At 48.6% G+C, this 12,513-nt stretch carries 14 protein-coding genes; 9 read left to right on the top strand and 5 right to left on the bottom strand.

What is annotated here, in order from left to right:
• Window positions 1-210 precede the first annotated feature (210 nt).
• The 9 genes from GCE9029_RS18225 to GCE9029_RS18185 all read left to right on the top strand — a co-directional run bounded on the left by GCE9029_RS18225 (window position 211) and on the right by GCE9029_RS18185 (window position 6,917).
• The gene (locus GCE9029_RS18225; protein WP_062665432.1) at window positions 211-609 is read left to right on the top strand and encodes a PleD family two-component system response regulator; all 399 of its coding nucleotides are present in this window, start codon (window positions 211-213) and stop codon (window positions 607-609) included.
• 106 nt (window positions 610-715) lie between these two features.
• Window positions 716-1,486, top strand: coding sequence for a DUF3450 domain-containing protein (locus GCE9029_RS18220; protein ID WP_062665430.1), 771 nt, complete (start codon window positions 716-718; stop codon window positions 1,484-1,486).
• Window positions 1,483-2,817: a MotA/TolQ/ExbB proton channel family protein gene (locus GCE9029_RS18215; RefSeq protein WP_082804380.1), complete on the top strand. Its 1,335-nt coding sequence runs from the start codon at window positions 1,483-1,485 to the stop codon at window positions 2,815-2,817. Before GCE9029_RS18220 ends, GCE9029_RS18215 begins: the two co-directional genes overlap by 4 nt.
• On the top strand, window positions 2,814-3,365 hold the full coding sequence (locus tag GCE9029_RS18210; protein WP_062665420.1) for a MotA/TolQ/ExbB proton channel family protein: 552 nt from the start codon (window positions 2,814-2,816) through the stop codon (window positions 3,363-3,365). Before GCE9029_RS18215 ends, GCE9029_RS18210 begins: the two co-directional genes overlap by 4 nt.
• Window positions 3,362-3,766, top strand: coding sequence for an ExbD/TolR family protein (locus tag GCE9029_RS18205; protein WP_062665418.1), 405 nt, complete (start codon window positions 3,362-3,364; stop codon window positions 3,764-3,766). Before GCE9029_RS18210 ends, GCE9029_RS18205 begins: the two co-directional genes overlap by 4 nt.
• On the top strand, window positions 3,766-4,425 hold the full coding sequence (locus tag GCE9029_RS18200; RefSeq protein WP_062665416.1) for an energy transducer TonB: 660 nt from the start codon (window positions 3,766-3,768) through the stop codon (window positions 4,423-4,425). The genes GCE9029_RS18205 and GCE9029_RS18200 overlap by 1 nt, the downstream gene beginning before the upstream one ends.
• The gene (locus tag GCE9029_RS18195; protein WP_062665414.1) at window positions 4,422-5,606 is read left to right on the top strand and encodes a tetratricopeptide repeat protein; all 1,185 of its coding nucleotides are present in this window, start codon (window positions 4,422-4,424) and stop codon (window positions 5,604-5,606) included. Before GCE9029_RS18200 ends, GCE9029_RS18195 begins: the two co-directional genes overlap by 4 nt.
• A 220-nt stretch (window positions 5,607-5,826) precedes the next feature.
• On the top strand, window positions 5,827-6,375 hold the full coding sequence (locus tag GCE9029_RS18190) for a hypothetical protein (RefSeq protein ID WP_062665412.1): 549 nt from the start codon (window positions 5,827-5,829) through the stop codon (window positions 6,373-6,375).
• A 143-nt stretch (window positions 6,376-6,518) separates the two neighbouring features.
• Window positions 6,519-6,917 carry a GFA family protein gene (locus tag GCE9029_RS18185; RefSeq protein WP_002538202.1) on the top strand — a complete coding sequence of 133 codons (399 nt, stop codon included), beginning with the start codon at window positions 6,519-6,521 and terminating at the stop codon, window positions 6,915-6,917.
• A gap of 49 nt (window positions 6,918-6,966) precedes the next feature.
• Here GCE9029_RS18185 and GCE9029_RS18180 read toward each other — a convergent pair whose 3' ends face one another.
• From GCE9029_RS18180 to GCE9029_RS18160, 5 genes are all read right to left on the bottom strand, one after another.
• Window positions 6,967-7,206 (bottom strand): hypothetical protein, encoded by a 240-nt coding sequence (locus tag GCE9029_RS18180; protein WP_062665410.1) that lies wholly within the window; start codon window positions 7,204-7,206, stop codon window positions 6,967-6,969.
• 195 nt (window positions 7,207-7,401) lie between these two features.
• Entirely contained in the window at window positions 7,402-8,205 is an 804-nt protein-coding gene (locus GCE9029_RS18175; protein ID WP_062665408.1) for an AAC(3) family N-acetyltransferase, read from the bottom strand.
• 10 nt (window positions 8,206-8,215) lie between these two features.
• Window positions 8,216-9,997: a beta-N-acetylhexosaminidase gene (locus GCE9029_RS18170; protein ID WP_062665406.1), complete on the bottom strand. Its 1,782-nt coding sequence runs from the start codon at window positions 9,995-9,997 to the stop codon at window positions 8,216-8,218.
• A 21-nt stretch (window positions 9,998-10,018) separates the two neighbouring features.
• Window positions 10,019-11,098: an ROK family transcriptional regulator gene (locus GCE9029_RS18165; RefSeq protein WP_062665404.1), complete on the bottom strand. Its 1,080-nt coding sequence runs from the start codon at window positions 11,096-11,098 to the stop codon at window positions 10,019-10,021.
• A 452-nt stretch (window positions 11,099-11,550) separates the two neighbouring features.
• Window positions 11,551-12,300, bottom strand: a complete 750-nt coding sequence (locus GCE9029_RS18160; protein WP_062665402.1) for a calcium-binding protein — start codon at window positions 12,298-12,300, stop codon at window positions 11,551-11,553.
• Window positions 12,301-12,513: the final 213 nt, after the last annotated feature.

Here is a 12,513-nt window from a genome sequence, read left to right as displayed (position 1 = left end):
TCCAAAAAAAGTAAGTTACTCTTATTCAGAGATAGATACCCACACAACCTGCAGATGCTGGATTCTGCGAGTTTGACTGGCGTTGTGAATGCGAGCACCTCCAGGTCATTTGGTTAAAAGGGAGCATTCCCCCAATGAAAGTGAGTTGTATTTAGCGCAATGGATGTGAGATAGTAATGAGAATGAATATCATTAGCGGTTTTGAATGCCATGCGTGAACTACTGCTTATAGAAAATGTATTGTCACCTTGTGGCTGGATAAAGAGCGTGCTCGCAGAGCATGGTTGTAAGGTCACAAGGGTGCTGCATGTCAAACAGGCCGAACGGGCACTAAGCCAGACCCGCTTCGATATGATCCTGTTGGCTGGGGAAGGCACACTGCCGTGCGTGACCGATGTTAAACGGCTGCGCCAGTCTACGTCTTTACCTGTTGTTGTCATGCTTCCACAAACCAACTCTGACGATGAGTCTCACCTTTACTATGTTGGTGTTGACGGATTGGTGAGTGCTTCGATGCCCCGCAACGAATTGTGGGAAGTCGCGAAAACAGCTTATGACAATGCTATTCCCGAGCCTGTCGTCAGACAAGGTTTGGCTCGACACACATAGTTCTGACACCGCGCGCTGGGTGGATTAAAATCGCAACCTGCCGCGCTTAACCTGAAAAGTGTGTGCTGTTATACACTATGCTTTACGCCCAGAGAGACACAACTTCATGAATGCTGTAAAGCGCTTCGGCGCTGCAACCCTTTTAAGCCTGCCTTTATTCGCGCACGCGACGGACATTGATAAAGCGGCTGCTATCGAGACCCAAACAGTGAAAGCGGCAGCGGTATCGCAACACCGTATTAATGTTAGCGACGAGCAAGCCCAATCCACCAAAGCGGAAATCGAAAGGCTGCAACGCGAAATCGAAAACCTCACGCTTTACCGCAATCACCTTAAATCTCTGGTAGAGAATCAAGAGCAGGAGCAGGCTAGCCTGAACCAGCAATTGACGGACATTGCCCAAACACGGCAGGGTATTGTGCCATTGATGTACCGGATGATTGATGATCTCGATATCTGGGTGAACCAGGATCTCCCGATTAAACCTGAACAGCGTCAAAGCCGTGTCGATGGTTTGAAGACTTTGATGACACGCGCTGATGTGGCAGATGCGGAAAAATTTCGTCGTATTCTGGAAGCCTACCAAATCGAGCTTGATTACGGCGCCAAGCTTGGCGTTTATCAGGAAACCCTGACACTTGAAAATGTTGACCGAGAAGTCGATGTACTGCACCTCGGTCGCCTTTCTCTAGTAGCAAAAAGTCTGAACGGTGATGCGTTCTGGTTCTATGACCAGTCTGCGGCGAAATGGTTGCCAGTTGATAAGCGTGCTCATGAAGCGATACAGCAAGCGTTTGACGTGGCGAATAAGAAACAGCCTCCAACACTGATGTCGCTGCCACTTTCTATTTCCATGGCAAAAGGATCAGTGCAATGAAAAACATCTCTGCATTTGCGCTGAGCGCCATGTTGCTCGTTGCACCCGCATCGGCGGATTTGGTGAGTGAAACCAAAACTGCTCAAGCTGAGTCGCAACGACATAATGCGACCCGTGAAGCTGGATTTAATGCGTCAGAACAAGAACTGAAAGCCAAACTTGAGGCGCTAAAAGCCCAACAAGTGGCTTTGGAAACCGAAACCGAGCAGCTCAGCGACGTGTTCAGCGCCAATGAGGAAACACTGGCCGCGCTGGAAGAAACATTGAGACTCGAAACCGGTAGTCTGGGTGAAGTGTTTGGTGTTGTTCGTCAGGCGGGTCGTGAAGTGAATGCCGAGCGCTACAATGCGCCCGCCACTATCAATCAGGCTGATATGGATAGCGCATTGGATGCGATATCAGACGCAAAATCCTTACCTTCTCTTCCGACACTGTCGGCGTTCTGGAAAGGCATGCACGAAGAGCTCAAAAACAGTGGCGAGATCGGTTCAGAAACGGTCAGTGTGCGTGACAACAGCGGTGTGGTGACTCCTCAAGAGGTGCTGCGTCTCGGGAATATTGGTCTTGTTAACAATGACGGATATCTTGAGTGGGACAGTGCCCGCCAACAGGCCAACCAGCTTCCTATGGTTGAAGGGGGCTTGAACAGTGCATTGCTATCTTCGCTGCCGAGTGGTGAGTTAGCATTGGTGGATCCGACTCGTGGCACTGTGATTAAGCAACTGGCAAACACGCCGACACTGGCAGACCGCTTTGATCAAGGTGGGATAGTTGGGAAAATTATCGCTGCGCTGTTAGCAGTTGGACTGATCATCGCCTTGGTTCGCGGCTTTAGCATGTTCCGAGCGCGTATTGCCATTGCTAAACAAATCAAAACACCTATGCAGCCGGGTGATAACCCATTGGGTCGAATTCTTAATGTCTATCGCAATGAGCCGGACCGATCGCTCGACACGCTGGAACTGCGTTTGATGGAAGCCATCATGGATGAGCAACAGCATTTCGAGAAAGGTCTGTCGATGCTGAAATTGTTGGCTGCGCTCGCTCCAATGTTGGGTCTTCTGGGAACAGTAACGGGGATGATTGAAACCTTCCAGGTAATCACCCAATACGGTAACGGTGACCCCACTATCATGGCGGGAGGCATCTCAATGGCGTTGGTGACCACAGTTCTTGGTCTTGTCGCCGCCATTCCGCTTTTGCTTGCTCATAACATTCTCAGCACCCAAGCTGATACGTTGCGTGGCACGCTGGAAAAAGTGGGTGTTAGCTTGGTGGCTGAACAGTCTGAAACCTCAAATAACGTTCGACCAATAGTGAAACTGGCATGACAGAAATAACCATTCTGCAGTTGCCAGGTGTTCAAGACTGGTGGCTCTCCCTTAATGACTTTATGACCCAAGGCGGCCCAGTACTTTGGGGCTTGGCCTTGGTTGCAGCACTATGTTGGTTGCTGGTGTTTGAACGTTTACTGTTTCTTATCACCACCTTTCCCGGCCTGAAAAAGCAAACTATTGAGAAATGGCAATCAAGGGAAGATAAAACCTCATGGGTGTCGCGGTCTATGCGCGAAAGCTGGTTGTTTGAAGCGCGTACCCAACTCTATCGTAATCTCAATTTCCTGAAAGCTTTGGTAGCGATTTGCCCAATGCTCGGTCTGCTCGGCACAGTGACGGGGATGATTTCGGTGTTTGACTTGATGGCGCTGGAAGGGACGGGCGAGCCCCGCTCAATGGCTGCGGGTATTTCACTGGCGACTCTGCCAACCATGGCTGGTATGGTCATTGCGCTGGCAGGGCTGTTTGCCCATGCAAGGCTTCAGAAAACCTGTGAGCGCCGTGAGGCATCATTGACTCAGGCACTAAGGAGTCAGGCATGAGATTTCAACGTCACCAAAAACAGCGTGAAGATGCACAAATCGATCTGACTTCGATGCTCGATATCGTCTTTATCATGCTGATCTTCTTTATCGTCACGAGTACCTTTGTTCGTGAGTCTGGTGTGGATGTGAACCGTCCAACGGCGAGTAATGCCACCGCACAAAAGAGTGTTGGGATTTATGTCGCGGTCACCGCAAACAACGACATTTTCATCGACAAAACCCGTGTTGATGAAGAACGTGTCGAAGCGACCCTGACCCGTCTGGTCAGTGAACAGCCTGAAGCCTCACTGGTTATCCAGGCGGACGAGCACGCTTACAGTGGCACAGTTGTGAAAGTGATAGATGCAGCGAAAGGTGCAGGCATCGTGAAAATTGCGTTGGCAGCGGAGAAGCCATAATGCTGCGAATGCTATTGGCATTGCCGATGGGGTTATTGAGCGCTTTTGGTCTTTTCGCGCTCATGGCTACCATGGTTGCTGCACCGTCTGGCTCCCCGAAAGACGAAGACTTGCCGTTTGCTTTCGACGTTTTTATGACTGAGCCGGAAAGTGAAATTGAACGTCGTGATCGTGTCGCACCACCAAAACCTGACGTGCCGCCACCGCCGCCGAGTATGCAAATGAGCGCGCCAACTGCAGCAGCGACCACGCCATCAATTCAGCCTGTGATGCCGGACATCGCGATGGATATGCAGGTGGATGGTATGAGCATCAATATGCCAGCCATAAAAGCTGCGCCTGCGCCGGCAGTAGGTGAACTGACGCCTTCATTTGGGCAGGGTAATCAGGCAGCAATGCCTCTGGTTCGTGTTCAGCCAAGCTACCCGGCTAAAGCGCTAAGGCGCGGAATTGAAGGGTATGTCATCGTGAGCTTTACGATCAATCAAGAAGGCCGACCGACAGGCATGAAAGTGATCGAAGCGTCACCAAAGCGTATTTTTGACCGCGAAGCATTACGAGCTTTGAAAAAGTGGAAATACACACCATTGCTTATCGACGGTAAACCGGTATCGCAACCTGGTCAGACAGTAAAACTGGAGTTTGCACTCACAAAATGAAGCGTCTCATCCAACAAATAATCAGTCGTCGTTCAATGCTTATTTTGCTGGTGGGCGCATTCTATTTGTCTCCTGTGCATGCTGCTGAGCTAACTGCAGCAACCGCGAGGCAAGTTCAGAAAGCTCTGGAACTCCAAGCCGAAGAACAGTGGAAAGACGCTGCAGCGGTGCTTGAAAGTGCCGGTACGCCGACTGAGTACGATAAAGCATTTGTGAACCGTATGCTCGGGGTGGTCTATTGGCAGAAGGGAGATGCACTGAAAGCCATCAATGCTTTGTATGCGTCCGTGAATAGCAAAGTGCTGGAAGAAGAGGCGCAATTAGCATCCGAGCGTATGCTGGCAGATTTGCTGATGACGCAATCGCGCTATCAGGATGCATTAAAACTCTATTATCCACTGTCAAAATCCAAAACGCTGCGTCAGAAAGATCGTGGAGAAATTTGGCTGCGAATTGCTCAGGCACATTATCAGAATGAACAGTACAACGATTCACTGAAAGGTATCAATGCCCATTTGAAGCTGGTTTCTGCGAAATCTTCTTCGTTGTCGCTGAAGTTAGGATCGCAACTCAAACTCAAGCATTGGAAAGGTTCGACCCGAACGCTAAAGCAACTAATCGCTATTGAGCCAGAAAAGAAAACCTGGTGGATCCAGTTGGTAAGCAGCTATCAACGTCTCAACGATCAAAAACAGATGCTTAATACGCTGGTGTTGGCAAAACGTGAAGGTATTGCTCTATCAGAGTCTGAAAAGGTGATGATGGCGCAGTTATACCAACAACGGGGTGTACCTGAAAAGGCGGCTGCACTAATGCGCGAAGTCAACCAAGGTGACGCAGAGACGACGCGCTTGGTGATGGAAGCGTCTTACTGGCAACAGGCCAAGGAATGGAATAAGGCCATTGTTGCCTGGGAGCGCGCCGCTGCTGAAGCACCAAAATACTATTGGGTTGCTTCACAGCTGTCGCTTCAACATGGTCAATACCAAAAAGCGTTGTCGTTGCTAGAGAGGGTCAACAGCCCAGAAAAAGCCTCTGATGTTGAACTTGCCCGTGCGTTGGCATATGACAAACTCAATGAGTTTGATAAGGCGCTTCTCCACGCCAAAAGGGCGAACGAACTGAAGCCGTCAAACCAAAGTGAGTCGTGGATTCAGTACCTTAGCCAGAAGACCCAATAGGCTTGATGCAGAGAAGCATCAAGCCCTCTAATTCTCACATCCTCAATCCCCAAAATACTCGTTGATTAGTACATCAATATCACTTTATTATCGGTCTCAGCCCCGATAACCGTCTGCAAGCACGTTAATGAGTGGTTATATACTCGGCAAGACATACCTGCCGGTGATGGAAAACACACCTCCGAGCTAATCACGCTCACCTGTAAGAGAAGTACCCTGAATGACGTTAGATCTCATCACAGAAATCCTAGGATGGACCTCTGTTGCTTTTTACATTGGTATTACGATTTTCAACAGCATGAAATTTACCCGTTTTGCTGCATTTGGCTCGGCGGCAAATGACACGCTTTGGGCATTTCTTATGGGCTGGTGGCCGAAAGTTATCCTGAACCTTTCGGTTGCGTCTCTGAACACTTATCGCTATGCGAAAGACTTCACCAATGCATCAAAGTCAGTGATTCTGACGCTGGGGGCTGTAATGGCGGCGGGCATTGTTTACATCGCCTATGTTGCGGTTACCGCTTTCATTGCGGACCCAACGCTGCCAGTGGCGCTGCAATTCGCTGATTTGGGTATTATCTTGCTTGCGCTCTACATGACGACATTGACCAATTATCGCAAGTTGATGCTGCTATCAGGCTTCATTGGTATGGCTGCCTACTATGGCAATCCGCAGATGATGATCATCAAGGCTCTAGTTATCGGCATCATGAGTTACAAGCTGATGTTTGATAAATCGCAGAAGCTGGAAACGGCCGAAGCGGCATAAATTGATAGAAGTGTATAAAAGGCATCTCATAGAGGTGCCTTTTTTATATTGTTGATTTATAGATAAAACGATGAGATTGTTGCCTGAATAATAAACAGGATTACCGGAGCAGTAGAAAGGTGATCACTCAATAAGGAGAAGTGATGAAAGGAAGCTGTCTTTGTGGTGCTGTTCAATATGAAGTTAAAAAGTTAAGTTCACCGATTACACACTGCTCGTGTAGCGCTTGCCGAAAATCTAACGGGGCTGCGTTTAACACGGCAGCTGCAGTTCTTCCAGAAGACTTTCAATGGCTGAAAGGTGAAGAGAAAGTTTCCCAGTTTGAATCCTCACCGGGCACAAAGCGTCACTTTTGCTCGGTGTGCGGCAGTCCTTTGGTGAAGATGAAAAAGGGTGGTGCGTTCCATGCATTGCGGGTTGCTTCGCTGGATGAAGATCCTGGTCAGATCCCAGAGCTTCGCATATGGAAATCAGACGAAGTCAGTTGGCTGAGTTACGAACATGACATGCCACAATATGATGAGTGGCAACCAGGCCGATAACAAAAAAGCACCGAAAGGTGCTTTTTTAGCTTTGGGTATGGCTGTTGGCTTATCGAACAAAGCCATCATCGATGCACATTCTCACACAGCGCTCTGCAGCCTTGGTTGCATCTTCCTGACTTTTGAAAATTGAGAGTGACTTGTCAGAGTTCATTAGCTCATAGGCTTTCGAGACGGCATCACCTTGTTCTGAGGAAGAGGTGAAAGAAAACGAGGCAGCAAACCCGCCTAGATCTTCTCTTTCGTTCACCTTAACTATGTAACTGATATTATTGTGGGTTCCTTTCATATTTTATGTCCATTTTTGTTACATGTGTTTAACAAAGTAGACATAAAAGCTGAGGTCGTCAAAGTTCTTTCAGTATAAGTGCTGGTATGTGTGCTCAGTTGACTAAAGAATATAAAAAAAGCCTGAAAAGTGACGGCGTCACTAATTTCAGGCTAAGGGCAGAAATAAGGATGGTCAGGTTCTGATTTCAGCGAGCTAATTTAAGGTTTTAACTCCACCAAGTGTCATATCTTCACATCGCGGACAATCATCAGAACAACGTATTATTGAGGGATTCGTCCGAAATGCTTGCGCGCATGCATCGAGCAGTGCTTCAAGTGGATATGCTGTCCAAGTGCTTTCCCCGACCCGCTTTTTAGTCTGGATTGGTGACAGGTACGGCTGAAGATAGATAAATCCTTCGGAACAAGATCCCACACATGTCTCAACGACGCCCCGATTGGCTGTAAGGGCCCAGCGACGGAAAAGCGCTTTGCCAGCCAATTGCTCTGCATAATGAATAGGTGTAATGCTGTTTGGCGTAACTCCCATTGAGAGCACAACTGCATTTCTGGCTTGAGGCGATTGGTAAACGCCATACACATTGAAATCATCTTGGGGGGCAAGGGCCGCTTCAGCGAGCGGACCCACTGCGGCATAGCTGTTCATCGGATGTTCAGTTCTGATGCGTTTGGGGTGGTTAAGCACAGCTTTGGCAAAGGCACCCATTGAAGGCTCAATGTCATTGGCATGGGCGTCGTAAGGAGATGGGTCTATTTCAAGCTCCCCACGATAACCATTTTGAGGATATTCGATACCATCTGGCGAATGGCACATTGGAAAATAGGTAAACGTCGGCGCGACCACAGTGCAGCCGGCAGAAAGAAAAGTGTCCAGCAGCCTGTCAGCGCCGCCTTCAAATCCGCCAAATGAACGCATAGCGCAGTGGGCAAATATAATCTTGTCAGCCAGGTTCAGTGCTTCTATCGCAGTCTTGATGTTTTGTTCTGTGGTACTCACAGAGCGCCTCCTAGTGTGTTTGATTTATCTCATTGACGGTCAGAAGCGAAGACAAATACTCAAGACGACTGCTACTTTGCATCATGCCTCCGGGTCGGTAATGTTCTTGCCAAAGTTCGCGATAACGCTGAATTAATGGCTGCAATCTCGCTTTTAAGGCCTGTTTGCGTTCATCGCTGAAATCCTGTGTAAGGCGGTGTTCTTCCTCTGCGTACCCTTTTACAATCAGGCAAGCCATCTCTAACGCATCAATAGTCCAAAGAAGGTCATTTCTCAGCTCGTTGTCTGGGAGCGGGTCGAGGCGCACCTTCCAGCTTTTCAGCTCGGTGAGCGAGTGTTCAAGGTTATGGGTTGTGAGCCCCTTCATCCGCTTAATATGACGCCCTGATTGTTGGTCAAATAATACTGGACCAAAAAAGGCGCAGTTAGGTGTTTCAATACCGCTTGAGTGATAGATATCCTGAAGCTCGATCAGCGCATTCAACTCAATCTCAGACGCGTCAGGATAATACCAACTGAGCGGAATGATCATGTCACTGTCTGTTTGCTGTTCTTCACCCCATGCCATGGCGCTTGCGAAGGCATAACCTGGAATTGGCATTGCATGTTGCTGGCCATGCCCCATGTCACCCCATTCGGTCACCATGTAGCCTTCTGCACCAAAGCGTTTGGCTGATTTAGCGGCGCGGCGCATATGTGTCGTAGCGGCATTCCATCTTCCTGCGACAGAAGCAAAACAATCGGTAGAGACCACGACATGGAATGGATAGCCAAACAAAGCTAATTGCTTATGTTCAGCATCGAACGGGTGATCAGCTTCGTAACCCCAGTTCAGCAGGGTGAGGTTTTCGGGGAGCTGGTCGATAAGGTTCGGATATCGGAACAACATGTCACTGAAAATCTGGCATTGTTTCCCTTTCGACTCGGCAATTTCCAACACCTTGTTGAGGTAATTGAGGAATACTTTTCCTTTGCCGAATATCTCGCAAGCCGACTTACTGGCATTCACACCCAAATCCATGGTTTCGTCGAAGTTGATGTTCAGAATGTCGCTGGAAAAATTTGGCGTGACTTCCGTTAGTAGCTGATCAACAAATTCTGCGGTTTGTTCACTGATGGGATTCAGCCCAAAAGCGCCGGGTCTGAAATCACCTCGCTGATCAAGAAAGCCTGTGGTTTGCTCTGCAAGATGTTGGTATTCGGGATGGCGGAGCCACTTTTCCATGTGTCCGAACGTTGCCTGATTGGCGACCAATTCAATACCGAACTGTTGGCAGTATGCGTCGATTTCACGGATTTCTTCTGCCGTCATTGGCGAGTAATCTCGCCACACTGTTTCATGTTTACGGTAAGCGAAGGTGTGCTCAGTATAGAGCTGGAACTGGTTAAAGCGCAGAGCACTGAAGTAATCAATCAGTCTCTTCAGTGTATCCATGGTGGGCACACGATCCCGGCTGATATCGAGCAGCACTGAGCGCGTGGGAAAATCTGGCCAATCTTCAATCACAGCGTCTTGTTTGACGACTGCCTGAGTATCAATGAGCTGATTGATGGCGAGATGAGCATAGCGAATCCCTTGAAGGTCACTGTATTCAATGGTGACTCCATCACTGGGAAAGCTAACCCGGAATCCTTGTTCGGGCAAATCCGGATCGTGCCGATACGTGAGAGCTGCGTGATGTAGTTTTGCGCCAAAATTGACCGGACAGATCGCGATGATGCTGGAAACACAAATGCGTTCACTGGCGTATCCGGGCAAGTAGCGTTTTGGTGCGGGAAAAATGGTTACCATCAGACTTCCTTGTCATTCACCCTAAATCGAAAGATTACCGTTCTCGGGCAGGCTTAGGCTCTCTGCCAGTTTCAGTTCTGCCGTGAGTAATTTCTGCCAGGCCATTGAGGCCGCCCCCATCGCCGCGGCCTGAGGCCCCAGCAATGAAAATTCAATGTTTGGTTTTAGAATCAGGGAACCCGATAGAGAATCGCTGTGTTTGCGAAGAGAAGTCGCGAGTTCAGAACCGAAAGAAAGACCATTCCCGCCGATGACAATACGGCGAATACTCATCAGGCTACAAAGATTGACGGCGAGTGCAGAGAATTCTTCGATGATGACACTGGGAGTCGGCTCTGCGCCGCGCATGAGCTCCTGACTGTTAAATTGGCCTGCCATATAGTTCTCGCCATAGAAAAGCTGACGGTTAAGTACAACACCAACACCAACACCAAGACGATGATAAAGCTCTCGGGCATGGTGGGTAGAAAGCAACACGTAGAGGAAATGGTCATAGGGTAGACTGCGTTGCTGCATCAGTTCGCCCCAGGCACCGCAATTGGCATCGTTATCCAGAAAAACCGGGTAAGGGAAAAGTCGTTTGAACTGGGTAGCGAAGTTAATTGACGAACGCACCGACAGTGCATGGGAGACTAAAAGTTGGTTTTTGTCAGGATCGATGACACCGGGCATACCAATACCGATCGCAAGGATTCGGGGAAACAGCTTCTGAATAGCATTAACACTGGGAACAAGCGCCGCCAACATTGCTTTGTCGATAGTAGTGTGAGTGTCGATAGGAAGCATGTCGTGATAAACGACCTGACCGAGCAAGTTGACGACGGAAACTTTCAAGGTATCAGAGTTAACATCGACCCCGATGAGCACGCCAAAATCCGGATTAAAGACGAGGGAAACCTTAGGGCGACCGCCTTTACCCGTCACCATTTGCGGCTGTTCGAGGATCATCCCGATATCCAGCAGGTGGTTGACGGTTTTGGTGACGGTGGATTTATCCAACCCTAGCTTGGCTGCGACATCAATGCGGGAGACGCCCGGAGATTGCCAAAGGGAATTGATAATGCCAGCCGTATTTGTCGTGCGGCTTAACTTGATCGACAAGGCTTTAGTTTCCAAAAACAACTTAACTATCGAATATGTTATTGGTGGTGTTTAAAAAAACAACGAAATGCCCAGAATTCACGGCGCGTTTCACTACATAAATTCAATAGATTGAAGTGAGTCGAATTGATTTTGAAATAAGCGAGTTGAATATCAAATACCTTCGAGTGGTGACATCTTAGGATGCAACCAAATGTTAATGGGATAATTAGGCGCGTTCGTGGGCGCCAGTGTCATGAAACAGTGACTCTATTTTCATGTCACTGAAACATGGGAGCATCAAGATACCCCTGCTTTCCGATACATCATTCACTCTCTGGTTATGTCCCTGAAAAGGGCATTGAACACCACGGTCACAGACCATGGCCTCAGCCTCTTTGCGCTGAGGTTTTTTTTCGCAGTCACCAAACAAGAAAGCATCGCCTGAGCGATGCTTTTCCGGTTGTTTCTATTCAATACAAGATCGGGTCTATTGGATCGGGTTGGTTGTTGGCGAAGAGATCGCTCATGGTAACGGTATTGCTATCAACACCGTGCAGCATAATGGTCACTTTGTCCTCAAAGTCGATGACCATATTAGAACCCATTTGTTTGATGATGTAGGAGGTATCCTCATTCGTCCGGTATTCATCGCTGTAATAGTGGAAGTTGAGGCTGTCGACACCGACTTCAAAGTCTTTGATGCGAACCACTGAGTTAGTCGGGTCGATATCTTCATGGGCTTCGAATTCGTAGAACCGGAATATGTCCGCGCCTTCTCCACCAATACAAAAGCTGACGCCAGACTGCGCCGCCCCTAAATCGCGGAAGGAGAAAATGTCGTCGCCTGAGCCGCCATCCATGGTGCAGTTTTGGGAGCTTTCTGATGACAGCACATCGTTACCTGAGCCACCTGAAAGCACATCACGGTATTCACCACGATCATCATTGGGGTGGTTTTTACTCAGCAGTTGATCGTCGCCCGAGCCTCCGCGCATGACGTTGCTACCATAACGAGAATAGATGAAGTCATTACCAGCGCCGCCAACGAGCAGGTCGTCGCCGTAGCTTCCAAAGATATCGTCATCGCCCTTGTAAGCAATGACGGTGATATCATCAGTGTCTTGTTCCAAGTTGAAATAATCGCGCTGGGTTGACCCGTAAAGGAAATCGACATCAGACTCGCCATAAATCTCGACTGGCTCATTCGAAATCACCGACATGTTCAGCACCTTCCTTGTTGATTTGATAGTGAATTCCTACCACATACAGATTCACACAAATTGTCGGACTTGCATGAATTAATTTCGAGACAGGAGTGTTAGAACTCCTTACACCAAGTAGAGCGCGGGTTTGGGCGGATTCGCAGATTTTCCGGATGACTGTATTGTTGGAAGCTCTGATTTGCAGTGTCGATAAAGTCAGGCCAAGAGGTT

Source organism: Grimontia celer, assembly GCF_900055185.1.
Classification (GTDB): domain Bacteria; phylum Pseudomonadota; class Gammaproteobacteria; order Enterobacterales; family Vibrionaceae; genus Enterovibrio; species Enterovibrio celer.
Note: the sequence above shows the minus strand (reverse complement) of the source record. Positions and strands in the feature narration are given on the sequence as shown.

Excerpts from the sequence above, each read along its gene's own strand:
- GCE9029_RS18225 (WP_062665432.1), top strand. The coding sequence starts at position 211 with ATGCGTGAACTACTGCTTATAGAAAATGTATTGTCACCTTGTGGCTGG.
- GCE9029_RS18220 (WP_062665430.1), top strand. The coding sequence starts at position 716 with ATGAATGCTGTAAAGCGCTTCGGCGCTGCAACCCTTTTAAGCCTGCCT.
- GCE9029_RS18215 (WP_082804380.1), top strand. The coding sequence starts at position 1,483 with ATGAAAAACATCTCTGCATTTGCGCTGAGCGCCATGTTGCTCGTTGCA.
- GCE9029_RS18210 (WP_062665420.1), top strand. The coding sequence starts at position 2,814 with ATGACAGAAATAACCATTCTGCAGTTGCCAGGTGTTCAAGACTGGTGG.
- GCE9029_RS18205 (WP_062665418.1), top strand. The coding sequence starts at position 3,362 with ATGAGATTTCAACGTCACCAAAAACAGCGTGAAGATGCACAAATCGAT.
- GCE9029_RS18200 (WP_062665416.1), top strand. The coding sequence starts at position 3,766 with ATGCTGCGAATGCTATTGGCATTGCCGATGGGGTTATTGAGCGCTTTT.
- GCE9029_RS18195 (WP_062665414.1), top strand. The coding sequence starts at position 4,422 with ATGAAGCGTCTCATCCAACAAATAATCAGTCGTCGTTCAATGCTTATT.
- GCE9029_RS18190 (WP_062665412.1), top strand. The coding sequence starts at position 5,827 with ATGACGTTAGATCTCATCACAGAAATCCTAGGATGGACCTCTGTTGCT.
- GCE9029_RS18185 (WP_002538202.1), top strand. The coding sequence starts at position 6,519 with ATGAAAGGAAGCTGTCTTTGTGGTGCTGTTCAATATGAAGTTAAAAAG.
- GCE9029_RS18180 (WP_062665410.1), bottom strand. The coding sequence starts at position 7,206 with ATGAAAGGAACCCACAATAATATCAGTTACATAGTTAAGGTGAACGAA.
- GCE9029_RS18170 (WP_062665406.1), bottom strand. The coding sequence starts at position 9,997 with ATGGTAACCATTTTTCCCGCACCAAAACGCTACTTGCCCGGATACGCC.
- GCE9029_RS18160 (WP_062665402.1), bottom strand. The coding sequence starts at position 12,300 with ATGTCGGTGATTTCGAATGAGCCAGTCGAGATTTATGGCGAGTCTGAT.